This window comes from Consotaella salsifontis (assembly GCF_900167365.1).
GTDB lineage: Bacteria > Pseudomonadota > Alphaproteobacteria > Rhizobiales > Rhizobiaceae > Consotaella > Consotaella salsifontis.
Window position 1 is genome coordinate 65,807 of the sequence record NZ_FUXL01000015.1, and the last position, 20,108, is coordinate 85,914.

Here is a 20,108-nt window from a genome sequence, read left to right on the forward strand (position 1 = left end):
GCCAGGATCAGCCGCGCGCGTAGACGTCCTCGATGCGGACGATATCGTCCTCGCCGGTGTAGCTGCCCACCTGAACCTCGATCAGCTTCAGGTCGATCTTGCCCGGATTGCGCAGGCGGTGGATGCAGCCTATCGGCAGGTAGGCCGCCTCGTTTTCGTGGTAGAGCTTGACGGTATCGTCGATGGTCACTTCGGCGGTGCCGCACACCACCACCCAGTGCTCGGCACGGTGATGGTGCCGCTGCAGGCTGAGACACCCTCCCGGCTTGACGCATATGTGCTTGACCTGAAAACGCGGCCCGATATCGACGCGCTGATACCAACCCCACGGCCGGTGAATCCTCAGGTGCTCGCTGGCTTCCCGCCGTCCCTCGGATTTCAGCTTGGCCACCAGCCGCTTGACGTCGGACACCGCGTCCTTTGCGGCGACCAGGACGGCATCGTGCGTGGTGACGACGACGACGTTCTTCAGGCCCAGCACCGTCGTCAGAATGTCCTCGCTGTGGACGAAGCTGTTCATCGTCGCCAATGTCGCAACATTGCCCTCCAGGACATTGTTCTCGCCGTCCTTCTGCTTGATCTCGTACAGCGCGTCCCAGGAGCCGATATCGGACCAGCCGCACTCCGTCTCGACAACGCCGCCCAACTGGGTCTTTTCCATGACCGCGTAGTCGATGGAGACGGTGGGCGAAGCGGCGAAGCTCGCCGCGTCCAGCCGGATGAAATCGAGATCGCGGACCGCCCTGTCGAGCGCCGCCGTCGCCGCCTTGAGCACATCGGGCGCAAGCGCCTGCATTTCCCTCAACATCACGCTCGAGACGAAGACGAAGTTGCCGCTGTTCCAGACATAGCCTTTCGCCAGATAGCGCTGCGCCGTCTCCGCGTCGGGCTTCTCGACGAATTCGTCCAGCACGAAGGCGCCTTCTCCAAGGTCCCTGCCCCTGCGGATATAGCCATAGGCGGTCGCGGGCTGATCCGGCGTGATGCCGAGCGTCATGATGCGCCCCTTGCAGGCGAATTCGGAGGCCCGCCCGGCCGCAGCGAGGAAGCTGGGCTCGTCCTTGATCACATGATCGGAGGCCATGACCAGACACAGCGCCTCCGGCTGCCGCCGTTCCGCCATCAAGGCGCCGACGGCGACGGCTGCGGCGCTGTCTCGCCGATCCGGTTCCAGAACGATATCGGCACTAATGCCGAGGGACGAGAGCTGCTCGGCGCAGATGAAGCGGAAACTGTCATTGGTGATGACGATGGGGCGCCCGAAACCATTGCCGCTGACACGCCGCACCGTCGCCTGGAAGGGCGAGACGCCGTCGTCCAGCAGCTTGATGAACTGTTTCGGCATGCTGTCGCGCGACACAGGCCACAACCTTGTGCCCGCACCGCCTGCCATGATGACCGGAACGACTTCGCGCAATGGGTTCACGGCATCTCTCCCTTTGGGTTGGACGAAGACGCGGGCGGCCATACGCCGGCAGCGGCTGCGCTGTCGCCGACCATTCCGATCGAGCATGTTGGTTCGGAGCGCCGTCTCGCGGGAGTGAGCGTCGCAGCCGGACGGGTGCCGTTCAATGCATCCTTCGGCTGTACATCAAATATGCCGCGTTACGCCTTTTCCCTGCGCGGCACATCTTTGACGTCGCGAGCAAGGGGGACGGGTAAAGGGTCACACCGCGACCGTGGCCGTCCATGAACCGTTACGAAGCCGCCAGTCCTCCTTGCTCCGGCTCGTCCGCAACAAGAGAAGAAAGCGTGAGACGGTACCATAGCCCCTCGGGGCGAAATTCCAGCTCCGCCGTTCCACAGAGCGGCGTGTGCCCATCGCCGCCGATAACGTTCATGCCGAAGCCCGAGCGCGGCGGCGTCTGCGCAGGAGGAGCGCCGGTTTCGACCCACTCGAGAATGAAATTCTCTCCATCGACCTTCCAGATGACGGAGAGATGGCCGGCGGGCGTGCTCAAGGCGCCGTGCTTGACGGCGTTCGTGACCAGTTCGTGGATGATCAACCCGAAGCCTTCGGCGTCATTTCCCGATGCGACAATCGGCGGACCGGCGAGGCTGATTTGCGAAGGCGGCAGATGCGCCATTTCCGTTCTCAGCAGATCCCCCACATCCAGCGCCTCAAGACTGATCCGCAGAAGGCGCTGCTGTATCGTCCAGAAGGCGCGCAGCCGCTCTTGCAGCGCCGCGTGGTAGTCCGTCACCGTCTCGTGTTGCTCCGCGAGGACTCTGACGACAGAAAGGACCACCGGGAACGCATTATTCAGGCGATGAAGACGCTCTCCTAATACGAATTGCTGCTGCCGAAGCGCCGCCCGCTCCTGTTGCAACTCCGAAAGATCATCGACATCGGCGACGATCGCGTAAAGACGTCCCACCTTGCCGTTATCCAGTCGCCCGCAGGCAATGACGATCGAGCGGGAATGTCCATCCGGCCGCAGAACGCGCAGGAAGATCGGCTTTCCGCCAACGATCGCCTCGGCCTTCAGGGAAGCGGCGGGAATATAATCTTGGGGGTCGATCCGCGTCAGGATGCGGCGAAGGGTCAGACGCGACTGAGGGCGGAATCCCAGGAGTTGCTTGAAGAGCGGCGAGGCTGAAACGCGCTCGCTGTCCGGTTCGATCTCGGCTATACCAAAGTAGCCAAACATCGGAATTGCTTTCTGTTATGCGGAAGCGATGAGCCGGGTAGATTTGGCGACGCCGTGCCCGGCTTCAGACCAAGATGTCGGCGCCAGCACCCCCCAGAGCGACTCCCTTCGAACAGGCCATGCGAGACGTCGCGAGGTGCGCGCCGCGCCCGTAGCCACGCCCAAGCCGGCACGACCTCCGATTGAGAACAAATACAACAACACAACCACACTCGACAGAACAGGTGAGCAACAAATCCGATACAATTTGGTCTCCAACGCCGTCACCCTGGGGACGGCTATCCAATCATGCATTAGTATACACTTCAATGGCAAGACATGAATACAAGTGCTTATATGGATATGCCGCTACAAATTGCGACAAATCGCAGGGGAAACTTATGACTACTGAACAGGATCAAAAGTATCATATATAGAAATTTAGACTCAGACCCTGCCTGCAAGATGCAACTTCACATACGCCAAAGGGATATGCGGAAGTTGGCCGAAGCTTGCCCCGAGACCGATCGTTGACCGTTGCGCTCCGCCACTCCATGGACAACGCGCGGGCTGTGAAGCAGACGGAACATCGTTGGTTCCGAAGAGATTTTGCCCAATTGCGCCAGATTCGCCGATCAACGACGAGATGGCACCGCCCGGTTTCCCCAAAGCGCCATCGATAACGACAGACAGTGCTGTCGTGGGCGCGCCGTCTCGGCCGTCCCGCATGCGCCGGATCGGGCTAGACAGGGAACCGGAAGACGCGGCTAGCGCTTCCCTTGACGTGACCGATGCTCCGAACGAACCTACTGCCACCCGCAGGACACGATCAATCGCGAGGCCAAAAGCAGGGGAGACGCGGTATCATCGGAGACGGTGAGACGTTTCTGTCAGCGCCCTTCAGAGATTTCAGCCCGGCTCAGCTTCAACCACGCCGGCGCCTCAAGGGCAGCCATGGTGCGGTTTTGCACGTTGAGAACGCGCATGATGGCAGCGACATGAACCTTGACGGTCATTTCGGAAATCTTGAGCCTTCGCGCGATCTCCTTGTTGGAACAGCCGTGTGCGACGAGCTCCAACACCTCCGTCTGCCGCTTGGTCAAGCCTTCTTCATTATGTTCCGATGCAACGAACCCACCGCTTGGATGGCTTGGATGACTTGGATGGCGGCACTTCCGCCCAGCTGCTTCCGCGAGGAAGGGCGGTACATAGAGGCCTCCGTCGAGAATATATCTGAAGGCTGCCAAAATCTCTTCGTCGGACTGGGCCTTGCTGATGTAGCCGTGGAGGCCTTTCGACAGAACATCGAGCACGTCATCCGACGCCTCCGATGCGGAAAGGACCACGAAACGCGCGGAGGGACACAGGTCCCGAAGGCGGTCAACTCGGCCAAGCACAGGTTCCCCAAGCAGATTCAAATCCAGAATAAACATCCGGATGTCGCCGGCCGCCTTGGCGATAACCGACGCGCGCTCGATATCTGCTGCCTCAAAAACCTCGGCGTCATCGCTGAATGACGACAAAAGCGTTCGCAAGCCAACTCTGAACAGCCCGTGGTCGTCCACAATGAGAAACTTCATCGGACGGATCCTCTCCATGCCATCAGCGCCTGCGACAAGCCGTCAAGGGATGTGAGGCGTGAGGCAGCCCATTCCGCGCCGTATGCATCATCCGGGTACGAATAAACCTGCGTCCCGGTCAGCCTTTCCACGTTCTCCCCATAGTCTAGCCTGAAATAGTTACACATCAAGACTCATTTTCAGCACGACCAACTTTGCCATAAGTTGCTTAGCATATCCTCGCCTTACGTCGGGGGTAGGTTGGAGAAGAGAGGCTGCGATGCAGAACGTAAACGTTAGGCAGACAAAAATTCTTATTGTCGACGCCATGGAACTTCGGCGCGCCGGACTGGTCTCCATGATCGCTTCATGGGCTGCTTCGATGGATGTCGAAACGGTATCGATAGCGCCCGCTGAGCTTCGCGTTCACCCTTTGGATGACATCTCATTGGCGCTATACGGCGTTGGCGGCACCTCGCTGCTTCACAGCAGTGTGCAGGAATGTCTTGCGGAACTGCGGGATGCCCTGGAAGGCCGACCGATCGTCATCGTCTCGGACCTCGACACAGCCCGCGAAGCGGTTTGCGCTGTGCGCTCTGGCGCACAAGGCTTTATCCCGACAAGTCTCAACTGTACGGTCGTGCAGCAAGCCCTCCAGTTCATTCGGGGGGGTGGGACCTACTTCCCGCCGGTGGCCCTGCTGAAGCTGTCCGAATCCGGAAGCCGATCCGGCGAACGGGATGGAGGATATGGTGCAGATGCCCCGGATGGCGTTGCCGCCGATCTCACGCAAAGACAGCGCGATGTCCTAGCCCTGCTGCAGCTGGGCCAATCGAACAAGTTGATCGCCAGGGAACTGGACATGCAGGAGTCGACCGTGAAGGTGCATGTCCGCCAGATCATGCGCAAGCTGGGAGCCGCCAACCGGACGCAGGTTGCCTTGCTTGCCGTGAAAGCCCAGGAACAGAAATTGGCAGGTGAGAAACTTGGCGCGTTCGACGATTCTCACCTCATTGGAGGGACGAGCTTCATGTCCAGCGGAGCGGACCTCTTTCATCGCCACGCGCCCTCGTCATGACAACGAAGTGCATGAGGCGGGAAGGTCGCGGCCCGGCTCATGCGTGCACTCCACTTTGGATGAATAGCCCGTCGACCACGGCTCAGAATCGATTGCGCGGAGGGCGGAAGCGGAATACGGCTCGCCTCGCCGCTATTGCCTCGTGGCGCAGCACTGGAGTGAGGTGCGATCGAGAAGGATCGGCCTCCTCTCAACCCTTGGTTAGGCGGGCTGCTTTTCCGTAGAGTTACAAGGTTTTACGCCGTGATCTGCTAGCTGCGCAGCAACGTTGCTGGTGGGAAATAGACGCCACCATTCAGGATGAGGGTGAAGGCCTGGAGCGCGAGCTCCGGGGCGATCGACGTTGGAATATAGCCCTTCGCGTTCGCCTCGAACGCGAGGACAACCTCTGCGGGGTCCTCGCGATCCGATATGACGACGATCACCGGAGGAGTCTCCATGGCCGTGAGCTCGCTCAGCCAGGCCCTCACCTGCGGCGTTCTCACCGAGCTGGCCCCAAGGTTGATGAACGCCATCTTTGCCGGCTCGGAGATCACACCGGCGGCTGATGCCAGCGCATCATAGACAACCACCTGCTGCTCGGTTTGCCACGACGACAAGAAGGACAGGAATTCCGCGCGCCGTAACGGCTGGAGGTCGTAAAGCGCGATCCGGCACTGGGCGGTCGCGGGTTGAGACTGCTCCTCCATCTCGGTCGCGCTTGCCACATGGTTCATGGTGCGGCGTCCTTGAAAACTCCACCCGGCCACGGGTCGGCCGGAAATTCGGCTCCTGCCGCAACGAAGCCCGTGATTCTCTTAGTATGAGACGCCTCCAGAGCACGAGCGATCTTTCGAACGACAACCCACTGGGACTTTTTCACGCCCGAATATACCCACTGGCTTACTTTCCCCAAAAAACAGCCCAAAGCATCTCCTTGGAAAACTATAGTTTCAAGGAATACCTCTAAAGGTACGCCCTGCGATTTCTTCCTTGCCCTAACGCGCAACCAGAAATTTATTCTTCATCAAGGATTTTCAGATTCTCCGCGCGTTGGAGGCAGGCATGCCTGAAGATGACTGTCGAGCGACCCGTCGAAGCAAAACTACGGGATCGCGCCAGGCTCACCAGTTTGGCTCCGCCCTCCCCCGTTTTCCGACATGCCCCAGGAAATCGCATGACCGTCGGCCTGTGGAGTGACCGGCATGGACACCACCCCCACCTTTTCCCCTCTCGGTTCCGGCATGCCCATAGCAGGCACTCAGGCTCGGCCTCTCGTGCCGGAGAGCGCAACCGGGGTCGATCCCAGGCCTTTTGTTGGCAAGCGGGTGTTCGACCTGATCGTCGCGCTGGCGATACTCGTGTTCTTCGCACCGTTCATGTTGATGATCGCCGTCGCGATCATGATGACCGACGGGGCGCCCGTGCTGTTCAAGCATCGGCGCATCGGAGCCGGGGGCCAGCCGTTCGACTGCCTCAAGTTCCGAACGATGGTGCGCGACGCGGACAAACGCCTCGCCGATCTGCTTCAGGCCGACGATCAGGCGCGCCAGGAATGGCTCCTCTCCCAGAAGCTCAAGAACGATCCTCGAGTGCTGCCAATGGGCAGATTCCTGAGGGAGTCGAGCCTCGATGAGCTGCCGCAACTCATCAACGTCCTGAAGGGCGAGATGAGCCTCGTCGGCCCCCGCCCGGTGCTGCTCGACGAGTTGACGCAGCAGTACGGCGAAGAAGGGAAGCGCGCGTACATCTCCATAAGGCCGGGCATTACAGGGCTTTGGCAGGTCAGCGGCCGAAGCTGCACCGATTACAGCAGACGAGTAAGTTTGGATATTCAGTACAGCAAAAATGCATCTCTCAGCACAGACATAATAATATTGATCAAGACCGTGGGGGTCGTCCTATGGCGCAATGGAGCTTACTAACCCCGCATAGTCCAGAAACATCGAATATTCATGCCTCTCCCGATGGGCTTGGCACGTCTTCCGACCATGACGACGCGTCCTACGATCCACATATCACCGTCGACGCCTTGTTCGATCGCTATGCGGCGTCACGGCCAAACGCCACGGCGATCATCGGCCCGAGCGGGCGCGTCACCTATCGGGAGCTGTTCGAGCGATCCGAGGCTCTGGCATCCAGGCTGATCAGCCTCGGCGCGACCGCGGGCGACTTCATCGCGATCATGGCCGGCCGCGGCACTGAAACGATCGTCGCCATGATCGCAATCCTCAAGATCGGCGCCGCCTTCGTTCCGCTCGACCCGATCTATCCTCGAGAACAGCTCCTGCGGATACTGGACGACTGCCACCCAAAGGCCGTTTTAGCTGCAAAGCCCTTCGTTGAATTGTGCCGGAGCATCGCACCCACCGATGCGCAGCTGCTGCCGCTCGGCGACATCGGATCGCGCGACGGCGTCCTGCCCGCCCCTGCTGCGCGGGTCTCGGCAGAGAGCAGCAGCCCCGCCTACGTGATGTACACCTCCGGCTCGACAGGCCGGCCCAAGGGCGTTGTGGTTCCGCACCGTGCAATTGTGCGGCTCGTCCGCGCGCAGACCTATGTAGGGTTCGCTGCCGACGAGGTGTTTCTGCACCTTGCGCCGCTGGCATTCGACGCCAGCACCTTCGAGATTTGGGGCGCCCTCCTCAATGGCGGCTCCATCGCCATCGTCGAAGAGCCCAACCCCTCGCTCGACACGATTGCCGAAGCGATCCAACGTTACGGCGCAACAACCGTCTGGCTCACCGCCGGCCTATTCCACTTGATGGTCGATCATCACCTGTCAGCCTTCAAGGGGGTGCGCCAACTGCTTGCTGGCGGAGACGTGCTTTCCCCGAGGCATGTCCGGAAAATCCGCGAGGCCTTCCCCCACTGCCGCTTTGTGAACGGCTATGGGCCGACGGAGAACACCACATTCACCTGCTGCTTTCCCGTGACCGCCGAGACATGGACCGATGGTCCGTTACCGATCGGATCACCGATCGCCCATGGCGACATCGCCGTCATCGACGAGCACTTCCGCCCGGTGGCAAAAGGCGATGTGGGGCAACTGGCGGCTTTTGGGGACGGCCTGGCGATCGGCTATCTCGGGCAACCGGAACAGACGCGCGAAAAGTTCGTCGAGCTGGTCGGGCCCGATGGCGAAGCCCGACGCTGCTACCTGACTGGCGACCTCGTCCGCCAACGGAACGATGGCCTGATCGAATTCCTTGGCCGCGCCGACCGCCAGGTCAAGATCGCGGGCCGGCGTATCGAGCTGGACGAGATCGAACACGTCATAAGGCGGGACGCCGGCGTCGCCGATGCCGCCGTCGTGGCCATGACCGACGCGTCCGGCAACAAGCGCATCGCGGCCATCGTGGTGGCGACGGACAACGATCGTCATCTGCCGGCGCCCGAATTCGCCACGGGTCTCGCCGTGCGTCTCGCCGATCGCTTGCCTCAGTTCCAGATCCCGTCGCGGATCGAGGTCGTTCCAGCATTCCCGCTCAATCCCAGCGGAAAGGTCGACCGTAAGCACCTGACCGCCCTTCTCGAAGACCAGCCGTCGAAGCTGCCGGACATGCCCGCCAGCATCGCGCGTCTGGAGCGACAGGGCGTCGCCAGGGTCATCGAGGAGGTCTGGCGCTCGGTGCTGCGCTGCGGCCCCATCGAGCCACAACAGACGTTCTTCGACCTCGGCGGGCGGTCTCTGCAACTGATCGAGGCTCATGCGGTCCTCCAACAGGCGATCGGTCGGAATTTCGATGTCGTTCTGATGTTCCGCCACCCGCGCCTTCACGAGCTTGCCAGCGCGCTGACCGAGTTGATCGGATCCGCGCGCCAATCCCCCGCCGACAGAGTGGCAACGCCGACCCGCTGGCATGAGCCGCGGGATCGGGCCGCCCGCCTCCAGCGCGCCCGGAGAAGCCGATGAACATGCTCGACAACAACGAAAAAACTCGCCCATCGAAGCTTTCAAGCCGCGCTGACGAGCCGATCGCGATCGTTGGAATGGCCGGCCGCTTCCCCGGCGCACCCGACGTCGAGACCTTCTGGCGGAAGATCAAGGCGGGTGAAGACCTTGTCACCCGGTTCCGACCGGAAGAAATCGAGGACGGCTTCCCTCCGGAAACGCGCGCCTCTCCGGACTACGTGCCGGCCCGCCCGATCCTCGACGACGTCGATCTGTTCGACGCCCACGTCTTCGGCATGTATCCGCGTGAGGCGGCGCTGACGGACCCGCAGGCCAGGATATTCCTGGAAATATGCTGGGAAGCGCTGGAAGACGCGGGCTGCGACCCGAGCCGCTATCCTGGCGCCATAGGTGTCTGGGCCGGCTGCAGCATGAGCACCTATTTCCTGCACCACGTGATGCAGGATCGCGCCGCCATCGAGGAATTCACCTCCAACTATCAGGTGGGGTGTTACCCCCAGCTTCTTTGCGCCCTGACCGATACGTTTGCCACGCGCGTCGCCTACAAGCTCGATCTGCGCGGTCCGGCCGTAACCCTGCACACCGCCTGCTCGACCTCGCTGACGGCGGTCGCCCAGGCATGCCAGAGCCTTGCACTCGGCCATGCCGACATGGCGCTTGCCGGCGGCGTCTCGATCACCTTCCCCCAACGACGCGGCTATCTCTACCAGGACGGAGGAATGGCCTCGCGCGATGGCCGGTGCCGCCCCTTCGACGCGGATGCCGACGGCACGGTGTTCGGCAGCGGCGCCGGGGTCGTGGTTCTCAAGCGGCTGGCGGATGCCCTCGCTGATCGCGACCAGGTCTACGCCGTCATTCGCGGCTGCGGGATCAACAACGACGGCTCCGACAAGATCGCGTTTACGGCGCCGAGCATCGCCGGACAGGCCGAGGCCATTGCGCTCGCCCACGCCATGGCCGATGTCGACCCGGCGGATGTCGGCTATGTCGAGTGTCACGGCACCGCGACGCCGTTGGGCGACCCGATAGAGTTCCAGGGGCTCACTGAGGCATTCGGGCCTCGGCTGCAAGCCGAGAGCTGCGCGCTCGGCTCGGCCAAGGCCAATATCGGCCATCTCGATGCCGCCGCCGGCATCACCGGATTGATCAAGACCGCCCTCGTGTTGCGGGATGGTGTGATCCCTCCGATGACGCATTACCGCACGCCGAACCCTCGGATCGACATCGAGAACAGCCGCTTCTACGTGCCGACCGAACTCAAAGCTTGGCCGTCCGACGGTCGGCCTCGTCTCGCGGGCGTCAGCTCTTTCGGCGTCGGCGGAACCAACGTCCACATAGTCATGCAGGAGCCGCCGGCGGAAGTCGATCGAGACACTATCAACGATGAGACCGCGCATATTCTGCCGCTTTCGGCCGAGACCCCTGAGCAGGTCGCCACCCTCGCGACGAGCCTGGCCAGCCGCCTGACGGCCGATGAAAATCTATCCGTCCGCGACGTCGCTTTGACGCTGCAACGCGGCCGGCGTGTTTTCCGCAATCGGCTGGCCATCGTCTGCCGCGATCGACGGACCGCGATCGACGGGCTTCGCGAGAGGTCGAACAAGGCCCGTCAGGCCGCGGAAGCCGCGCCCTCGCTGATCTTTCTCTTTCCAGGACAGGGCGCGCAGTATCCGGGGATGGGCAGCGGCCTCTATCGCAGCGAGCCCGCGTTCGCCGAATGGATCGATCGCGGCGCCGAAATCCTGAGGCCGCTGATCGACTGCGATATCAGCCAACTTCTCTGCTACGGCGAGCCGACCGATGCCGAGGCGGCCCGCGCGCTCTCCGAAACGCGCCTCACCCAGCCGGCGCTGTTCCTGACGGAATTCGCCCTCGCCAAGCTCTGGATGTCTTGGGGGCTCATGCCCGACGCGATGGTCGGCCACAGCGTCGGCGAGTTCACGGCGGCGGCGCTGTCCGGCGTCATCGGGTTCGACGACGCCATCCGCTTGATCGCCGCTCGCGGCAGGTTGATGCAGGCCGAGCCAGCCGGCGCCATGCTTTCCGTGCGGGCTAGCGTCGAGACCCTGCGCGATCTCCTGGTCGACGGCATCGATATCGCGGCGCGCAACGCGCCGCAGCTGTCGGTATTGGCCGGCCCGTTCGAGGCCGTCCAGCGCATGGAGGAGGTGTTGGCGGGTGCGGATATCGCAGCCAAACGGCTTCACACCTCCCATGCCTTTCACTCGGCGATGATGGACCCCGTCGTCGAGGCGATGCGGCATCAGGCAGGGGACATCACCTACCGCTCTCCGTCGATCCCCTTCGTGTCCACGGCCACGGGTCAATGGGTGTCTCCGGAACGTCCATGGTCGAGCGACTATGTCGCCCACCATTGCCGCGCCACGGTGGTCTTCCAGCAGGCGCTGGAAACGGCCTGCGAAGGCCGCACACCGGCCCTCCTGGAGGTCGGCCCTGGAAGGACGTTGCTCGCCTTCTCCGGTCAGACGCTCGGCCGGGATCGGCAGGCGGTTCTCGTCCAGTCGCTGCCGGATCACGACCGCGCTCTCGACGATGAAACGTCCGTCGCGACAGCCTTCGGCGATCTCTGGTGCGCCGGCGCCAATGTTGATTTCGCGCGGCTGAGCGACCGGGGAGGCCGGACCGTTTCGCTGCCGACCTATCCGTTCCAGCGCAAGCGCCACTGGATCGATCCGCCCCGTTACGCCACGGCAGACGCCCCCCTCGCCTCCGCCCCGGCGGATCAGCCCGCCATAACTCCCGACGCTGCGCCGTCCTCACAAGTCACGGAAACCACCATGACAATCTCCATAGCGCCGGTCGCCGCCGACAACACAGAACTGCTGAAGGCCCGTCTTCTCGAGATCCTCGCCGACCTTTCAGGCGATAGCTTCGAGGCAAAGCACGCCGACTGCTCGTTCCTCGAATTGGGCTTCGACTCGCTCTTTCTCGGCCAGTTCGCGCAGCGGATCGAACGCGATTTCAAGGTCGCCATCACCTTCCGCCAGTTGCTGGCGGACATCCCAAGCGTGCGCGATCTCGCCGATCATCTGAAGAGCCGGATGCCTGTGGAAGTTGCCGCCCCGGTCGCTCCCATGGCAACGAACACGGCCGCACCGATGGCACCGGAGCCCCCCCGCTCCCCGGCGCCAAACCTCTTGCCGACTCCTACCATCTCCGTTGCGGCCGCTGCGGGGCGAGGGTCCACCGACGCCGAAACCCTGATGCAGGCGCAGGTAAGGGCCATGCAGACGCTCTTTACCCAGCAGCTGCAGGCGCTTGGCGCGCTGGCCTCGTCACCGAATGTCGAGACGGCGACGCAGAGCATGCCTCAAGTGGCGTCGGCGGCGGCCGCCGCGCCGAGCGCGCAGCCCGCCGCACCGGCCCCGCAAGCCATTGCCCCAACTGTAGAGGAACCCGCAGAAGATGCCAATCCGCGCTTTGCCCTGGCCCGGATCAAGTCGCGGATCGCCACCGAGCGCACCCCCGCGCAGGACAGCTTCATCGCCGACCTGACCGCCCGCACCTGCGCCCGCAACGCGAAGTCGAAAGCCTATACGGCCACGCACCGCCCGGCCCTTGCGGACCCGCGCGCAGCGGCCGGCTTCCGCGCCGAATGGAAGGAGATGGCCTTCCCGCTCGTCTCCGGCCGGTCGAAGGGCTCGCGGATCTGGGACATCGACGGCAACGAATACATCGACCTCGTCAACGGCTACGGCCAGACGGCCTTCGGTCACGCGCCCGACTTCGTTCTTGAGGCGTTATCGGAGCAGATGGCGGCGGGCTTCGCTATCGGTCCGCAAGCCGATCTGGCCGGCGAGGTCGCCGAGCTCCTCGCGGAGATGACAGGCCACCAACGCATCACCTTCTGCAACACCGGCTCCGAAGCGGTCATGGCGGCCATGCGCGTCGCTCGTGCCGTCACCGGCCGCGAGCGGGTAGTGGTTTTCGCCAACGATTACCATGGCCAGTTCGACGAGGTTCTGGTGAAGGGACGCGCGAAAGGTGGCGCTCCCGCCGCGCTGCCAATCGCCCCAGGCATACCGCGCGCCTCGGTCGGCAACATGGTCGTCCTTCCCTACGGCGACCCGGCGAGCCTCGACTGGATCCGCGCGCAAGCAAATGATCTCGCGGCCGTCATCATCGAACCGGTGCAGAGCCGGCATCCGGAGCTGCGTCCGCTGGAGTTTGTGCGGGAGCTTCGCCAGGTGACGCAGAACGCCGGCATCGCGCTTGTCTTCGACGAGGTCGTCACCGGTTTTCGCGTCCATCCCGCTGGGATGCAAGGTCTGTGGGGCATCAAGGGGGATCTTGCGACCTATGGAAAGGTCGTCGGCGGCGGCATGCCGATCGGCATCCTGGCCGGCCGTGCCCGGTTCATGGACGCGCTGGACGGCGGGCAGTGGTCCTACGGCGACGCATCGGTTCCCGAGGTCGCGCCCACCTTCTTCGCCGGAACGTTCGTGCGCCATCCGCTCGTGCTGGCGGCAACACGCGCTGTGCTGCGCCACCTAAAGGATCAGGGTGCCGCGCTGCTTGAGCGCACCGCGCAGCGCACCGGCGCTCTCGTGAGCGAAATCAACGGCGACCTTTCGGCACGCGGCGTGCCTGTGCGCGCGGAGACGTTCTCGAGCTGGTTCATGGTGAACTTCGGCGCCCACGACCCGCTCGGCAGCCTCGTCTATCCGGCGCTTCGCCTTTCCGGCATCCACATCCAGGAGGGCTATCCCTGCTTCCTGACGACGGCGCATTCCGAAGCCGACTTCGAGCAGATCGCCAAGGCGTTCCGCGACGCCATCGATAGCGTTCAGGCGGTCGGCATTCTCGCGGCCGCTCCGGTCAAAAGCGAGGCTGTGCAGACACCGGCGAACGGCCCGGAACCCGATCAGGCCGCGCCGACCGAAGCCCCTCTCACCGAACCGCAGACAGAGATCTGGCTCGCCAGCCAGCTCGGCGACGAGGCGTCCTGCGCCTTCAATGAATCGGTTTCCGTGCATCTGGAAGGCAGGCTGGACATCGCCGCGCTGGAAGATGCGTTAGCCGAGCTGGTGCGGCGGCACGATGCCCTCCGCGCTCGATTCTCTCCCAGTGGCGACCGCTTCACCGTGGTTGCCCCGTTCCGGCTGGAGCCGGAGCGGATCGACCTGACCTCAGAGAGCGATCCCGACGCTGCCTTGGCGATAATTCTGCACGACGACGCCGACACGGCGTTCGATCTGGTGGCCGGGCCGCCGGTGCGCGCGCTGCTCGTCAAGATGGCGAGCGACCGCTTCGTTCTGGTGCTGACGGCGCACCACATCATCTGCGACGGCTGGTCGATCAACGCGCTGTTGAAGGAGCTGTCAGTCCTCTACTCGGCGCGTCTCACCGGCACCACGCCCGACCTGCCGCCCGTGCGCGGCTTCGCCCACTACGCCCTCGACCAGGCGGCTGCGCGTGACACGCACGGCAAGGAAGAGGCCTATTGGCTGGCAGAGTTCGCCACCATTCCCGAGCAACCGGAATTGCCGCAGGACCGGCCACGCCCGACGATGCGCACCTTCGGCGGCGCGACGGCGACGGGCTTCGTCGATGCCGATCTTCGCCGGGCGCTGAAGGCGGCGGGGGCAAAGCAGGGCGCGACCTTGTTCACGACCCTTTTTTCAAGTCTTCAAGTGCTGATCGGGCGGCTCAGCGGCGCCAGCGATATCGTTCTCGCCGTGCCGACCGCAGGCCAAATCCTCGTGGACGATCCGGTCCTGGTTGGACACTGCGTCAACTTCCTGCCGATCCGCTCACCATTCGACGCATCCGAGACCATGGCCGAGCACCTCAAGAAGACGCAGCGGCGGATCTTGCGCGCCTTCGATCATCAGGACTTCACCTATGGCACGCTGGTCCGCAAGCTCGACCTACCACGCGGCGTCGATCGTCCGCCACTGACGTCGATCCAGTTCAATCTTGAGCGTGTCGCGCCCGGCGCGGTGTTGCAGAACCTGAAGACGACCGTCGTTCCAAATCCCAAGGCGCGGGCGAATTTCGATGCGTTCTTCAACGTCGTCGAAAGTGAGGACGGTCTTCGGATCGATGTCGACTTCAACACCGAGATCTTCGAGCGCGAGACGATAGAGCGCTGGCTGTCGCATTGGCGCACGCTGCTGGCGGCGATCGCCACCGACGCGGAGCAGCGCATCTGCGATTTGCCGCTGCTCTCGGCGGCCGAGCTCGAGCATCTCATCAATGGCGTCAATGCGACGAAGGCCGACTATGATCGATCCGCCCGGGTCCACGATCTGATCGCGGCGCAAGCCGCTCACGCACCTGACGTGACCGCCTTCGTCCACCAAGACAGGACGATGACCTATCGCGAGCTTATGGAGCGCAGCGATCGACTGGCCGCCCATCTCTCTCGCCGGTTGCCGCCCCGGCCCGGCCGCGTCGCGGTGGCGGTTGAGCGTTCTCCCGATATGGTCGTGGCCCTGCTGGGGATTCTGAAATCCGGCCGCGCCTATGTGCCGCTCGACCCGCGACACCCGCACCTGCGCTTGAGCGCCGTTCTGCAGCAGGCAACCCCCGACGCGCTGATCTGCCACGACGAAGCCATCGCCGCGCTCGGCCGGGACAGGGGCGCCGAAATCATTCGGATCGACAAGCCGCTCATCGACGACAATGGCGAAGGCGAGGGCTTGCTGGTGCCGGTCGAGGCGGAGGACCCCGCCTATGTCATCTTCACGTCCGGCTCGACCGGAACGCCCAAGGGCGTCGAGATCCCGCACCGGGCGGTCGTCAATTTCCTCGCCTCGATGGCCGAGCGGCCGGGGCTCACAGCCGATGACACGGTTTTGGCCGTAACCACCGTGTCCTTCGACATCGCGGTGCTCGAGCTGCTTCTGCCGCTCACGGTGGGCGCCAAGGTCGTCATTGCCGATCATGACGAGGTGCTGGACGGGTTCAAGCTGGTCGAGCGGATTGCAGCGGGCGGGATCACGCTCATGCAGGCGACGCCCACGCTGTGGAGCATGCTTTTGGAAGCCGGGCTCGAGCCCGATCCGAGCTTGCTCCTCCTGGCCGGAGGAGAGTCCCTGCCGCTGGATCTAGCCCATCGCCTCGCGCCGATCGGCCGCGAGCTGTGGAACATGTACGGCCCGACGGAAACAACCATCTGGTCTTCCGTTGCCGAAATCCGCGAGCCGATCGATCGCATCACGATCGGCCGGCCCATCGACAACACCGAACTTCACCTTCTGGACGAGAACGGCAATGTCGCGCCGATCGGTGTCGTCGGGGAGCTTTGGATCGGCGGCGACGGCCTGGCGATCGGCTATCATGGGCAACCCGGTCTCACCGCAGCGGCCTTCCAGATGCGGTCCCTGGCCGGACGACCGCCACGTCGGCTCTATCGAACCGGCGATGTCGGACGCAGGCTTGCCGACGGAACGATCCAGCTGTTCGGCCGCCGCGACGGACAGGTCAAGTTGCGTGGCTTTCGCATCGAACTCGGCGATGTCGAGGCCGCGATCCGCACGGCGAATGATGTGCTTGCTGCGGCGGCGGACGTGCGTGCGAACCCAAACGGTGACAGGCAGCTCATCGGATATTTCGTCACCCTGCCAGGGGCGGAACCCAGCGCGAGCACACTCGCGGCTCATGTCGCGGCACAGGTGCCGAACTACATGGTGCCGTCGGTTTGGATGAAGCTCGATCGCCTGCCGCTCACCGGCAATGGCAAGCTCGACCGCAAGGCGCTCCCCTCCCCGGCCGAAGCATCCTCGGCCGGCAACTTGGCTGACCGCGTCGTGACGCCGCCGGCGGACGAGCTGGAGCAGACACTGGTCGAGATCTGGAGCGACGTTCTCGGCATTACGCCGATCGGCACGACCGACAATCTTTTCGCGCTCGGTGCCGATTCCCTCAACATCTTCCGCATCGCCGCCCGCATGATCGACCGCAATCTCGGCCTTGAGGCGCGTCACCTCATGCAGCACCCGACGATCGCAGAGCTCGCCGCATTCGCTCGCGCCGCTGGCCCGGCGTCGCAAAGGGTCGGCATTCCCTCCCTCAAGGCGTTCCGCCACGGCGCGCGCCGCAACGAAACGGTGGACGCATGATCTCCCAGGCGCACATCGCCCTTGAAGAAGACGTCGACGTCATCGGCACATTCCCCTGCTCTGCAAGTCAGGAGCGCTTCTGGTTCCTGGACCAGTTCAGTCCGGGAAACCCGGCTCTCAATGTTGCGGTTCGCTGGGAAATACGGGGTGCCATCAGCGCTGCCAATATCGAGGAGGCATTTCGTGGCGTGATCGCCCGGCACGAGATTCTCAGGACTCGCTTCTTGGTCGAGGGCGGGCGTCCGGTCCAGCAGGTGATGAGGAATGCCGAATTCCGGATCACCGAGGTCGATATCCGCGCCATCCCCGCTGCGGAGCGCGAGGCGAGGATGCAGGCAATCGCGATGGAGGACGGCGCCAAGCCCTTCGACCTCGGTCGTCCAGGCCTCATCAGGGCCATTCTGATCCGGCTGAGCAACGACAGGGCCATTCTCGCCATCACGGCTCACCATATCTGCTTTGATGGCTGGTCCATCGGCATTCTCGGCCGCGAGTTCGGAAGGATCGCTGCAGCGCTCGATTCCGGCCGCGATCCGGGGCTTCCGGAACTGCCGCTACAATACGCCGACTACGCGCTTTGGCAGCGCGCGTACTTCGCCAGCGACGCTTTCGCTGAAGAGGTTGAGGAATGGCGCCGTCAGCTGGCGGATGCCCCCTATTTCGAGTTGGAGCCGGACCACCCGAGGACGGCGCAGCGCACATACCGGTGCGACAGCGCCACAGCTGATCTTCCACCCGCCTTCGGCGAACGGCTGGAGGCGGAGGCCCATCGCCGCGCGATGTCGCCGTTTGCCTTCGGATACGGCGTGCTCAGCGCGATGTTGTGCGCCGTGGCCGGTGGCTCACCTGAGGTCCTCCTCGGTACACAGCTTGCAGGACGCAGCGACGTGGATCTTGAAGGTCTCATCGGCGTGTTCATCAACAGCCTCGTCCTGCGGCTGGAGACCTCGCTCGACCGGTCGATCGACCAGCATTTGAAGAATGCGGACGCGGTCGTAAAGGCCGCGCTGGTCAGGCAGAACACGCCGTTCAACAAGCTCGTCGAAATCGTCAATCCGCCCCGCGACCCCTCGCGCACACCGCTCGTGTCGATCAACTTCCAGCTCCAGCACGCATTCATGGAGAATGCTCGCTACGGGAGGATGGAATTGCTGAGCGTCCCCTCCCACGCTCCCGGTGCGATCTACGACCTCAACTTCGTCATGGTCGGGCGGCCGAACGGCTGGCGCATGGCGCTGGAATACAACGCTGATCTCTTTGACCGGGCAACGGCGGAGAACCTGCTCGAACACTGGCAAAGCGCATTCGCGATAGCCTTCGAGCATTCCGAGAAGACGATCGGGGAGATGGGCTTCCCGGTGATCGGAACCCGACCGCGTATCAGCGACGCGGAGCGACTGGCCCGCATCGAGCAGACCCTCCTTGCCCACGATCTGGTGGACCACGCCGCAGCGATCTTCTACGTCGACAATGCCGGCCAGCGCCGCATTCAGGCCTTCGTCACGGCATCCCCCGACGCGGCCATTCCCGTAGAGGGTCTGCCGGCGCGACTGTTGGCCGATCTGTCAGCTGAAGACGGCATGGAGGTCCCTGACGGGATCAGCGTTCTGCACGACCTTCCGCGCAAGACACCGGTCGAACCGCAGCCTTCGTCCTCCGAACGCCCGATGACCTTGCCTGCGCACGGCGTGCCGGCAATGCCGGTTGACGCCACTCTGGAAGCAAAAGTGGCGCAGATATGGGAACAGGTGCTCGGCGTCAGCGGAGTTTCAGCGGCCTCGAATTTTTTCGATCTGGGCGGCCACTCGCTCCTAACAGTGAGGATGATAGCCCAGGTCCGGAAGGAGTTCGGCTGCTCACTGGACCTTCCCGCCGTCTACCGCAACCCGACGCTCCGCGCGATCACGACCCAGCTGGCCTCTGCCATGGCCGCAACGGCGCCGGCAGCCTCGACGGCGATCGCGGATGAGACGGCGGACTGGCGGATCGTCGAGATGCAGACGGCAGGCCCGGGCATTCCGGTCATCACCATCAACAATGTCGGCATCATTCACGCCATCACGAAAACGACCGCCCGCAACCGCCGGATGGTCTGCGTCCGCCTGTTCGAACCGGGACGGGATCACGGGCTATCGGGTCTATCGCTCGAGCAGATCGCCAGCCGTTACCTGGAGGTCGTGCAGGCTATCCGCCCCAAAGGTCCCTATGTGCTGCTAGGCGAATGCGTGCATGGTGTTCTCGCGTATGAGGTCGCACAACAGCTGTTGCGGCGCGGCGAGCACGTCGCCCTCCTCGTAACGCTCAACATGTGGCATCCGACCTATTCCCGGCGCTTGAGTTCAAAACAACGCTGGCAGATCCGGCTGAGCCAGGTCTCCCACAACTTCAAGCACGTCCGCGCCGGCAAGAAGACGTTCGTGCAGTTCCTCGGCAACTATTCCCTGCCACACCGTTTGGGCCTCTTCCGCGCGGCCCGGGCGCTTGGTCTTTTGAGGGCCATCCCGCCACGAACCGGTTCGGCCGAGCAGGAAGACTTCCTGATGACGCTGTTCCATGCGCGGGATCAGTATGTTCCGGCCCCCTACGAGGGCCCGATTTTGCAGATGCTGACGCCAGACTGCCCAACCGGGCGCGGGTTTGATCCGACACTCGGCTGGGACGGTGTTTTCACCGGGCCGGTGACGCTGTCCCCCGTCGAGCCCCTCGGAACCATCCCGACCGAAGGCAGCGGACGCCGCGCGATTGCGGAGGTGGTCGCAGATACCCTCGTCGACGTGGATGCGAGCCTGGGAGGGAGCCGGGCGAAATGAAGCCGAACCGCTCGCGTCTCGCGGTCCTGGCCATTCTATTCATGGCCGC

At 63.5% G+C, this 20,108-nt stretch carries 9 protein-coding genes; 5 read left to right on the forward strand and 4 right to left on the reverse strand.

The genetic code is table 11. The features are described from left to right. Positions 1-7 precede the first annotated feature (7 nt). From B5D38_RS17745 to B5D38_RS17755, 3 genes are all read right to left on the reverse strand, one after another. A complete protein-coding gene (locus B5D38_RS17745; RefSeq protein ID WP_245319344.1) occupies positions 8-1,393 on the reverse strand; it encodes a mannose-1-phosphate guanylyltransferase/mannose-6-phosphate isomerase in 1,386 nt (461 codons plus the stop codon). Between the two features lie 304 nt (positions 1,394-1,697). Then, a complete protein-coding gene (locus B5D38_RS17750) occupies positions 1,698-2,651 on the reverse strand; it encodes an HWE histidine kinase domain-containing protein (RefSeq protein ID WP_078709784.1) in 954 nt (317 codons plus the stop codon). 869 nt (positions 2,652-3,520) lie between these two features. Continuing rightward, a complete protein-coding gene (locus B5D38_RS17755) occupies positions 3,521-4,210 on the reverse strand; it encodes a LuxR C-terminal-related transcriptional regulator (protein WP_165690896.1) in 690 nt (229 codons plus the stop codon). Positions 4,211-4,469: 259 nt separating this feature from the next. Here B5D38_RS17755 and B5D38_RS17760 point away from each other — a divergent pair, with 259 nt between their 5' ends. Next, positions 4,470-5,267: a LuxR C-terminal-related transcriptional regulator gene (locus tag B5D38_RS17760; protein ID WP_078709786.1), complete on the forward strand. Its 798-nt coding sequence runs from the start codon at positions 4,470-4,472 to the stop codon at positions 5,265-5,267. A 251-nt stretch (positions 5,268-5,518) separates the two neighbouring features. Here B5D38_RS17760 and B5D38_RS17765 read toward each other — a convergent pair whose 3' ends face one another. Continuing rightward, complete coding sequence (locus B5D38_RS17765; protein WP_078709787.1) at positions 5,519-5,983, reverse strand: response regulator transcription factor; 465 nt, start codon at positions 5,981-5,983, stop codon at positions 5,519-5,521. A gap of 468 nt (positions 5,984-6,451) precedes the next feature. Between B5D38_RS17765 and B5D38_RS17770 the strand changes: the two genes are divergently transcribed. From B5D38_RS17770 to B5D38_RS17785, 4 genes are read left to right on the forward strand one after another with little or no spacing between them, the layout of a single operon-like run. Then, positions 6,452-7,171: a sugar transferase gene (locus tag B5D38_RS17770; protein ID WP_245319335.1), complete on the forward strand. Its 720-nt coding sequence runs from the start codon at positions 6,452-6,454 to the stop codon at positions 7,169-7,171. Further along, positions 7,150-9,162 (forward strand): non-ribosomal peptide synthetase, encoded by a 2,013-nt coding sequence (locus B5D38_RS17775; RefSeq protein WP_078709789.1) that lies wholly within the window; start codon positions 7,150-7,152, stop codon positions 9,160-9,162. The genes B5D38_RS17770 and B5D38_RS17775 overlap by 22 nt, the downstream gene beginning before the upstream one ends. Continuing rightward, positions 9,159-17,249 carry a non-ribosomal peptide synthetase/type I polyketide synthase gene (locus B5D38_RS17780; protein ID WP_245319338.1) on the forward strand — a complete coding sequence of 2,697 codons (8,091 nt, stop codon included), beginning with the start codon at positions 9,159-9,161 and terminating at the stop codon, positions 17,247-17,249. The genes B5D38_RS17775 and B5D38_RS17780 overlap by 4 nt, the downstream gene beginning before the upstream one ends. Then, positions 17,246-20,059 (forward strand): condensation domain-containing protein, encoded by a 2,814-nt coding sequence (locus B5D38_RS17785; RefSeq protein ID WP_078709790.1) that lies wholly within the window; start codon positions 17,246-17,248, stop codon positions 20,057-20,059. Before B5D38_RS17780 ends, B5D38_RS17785 begins: the two co-directional genes overlap by 4 nt. Positions 20,060-20,108 lie beyond the last annotated feature (49 nt).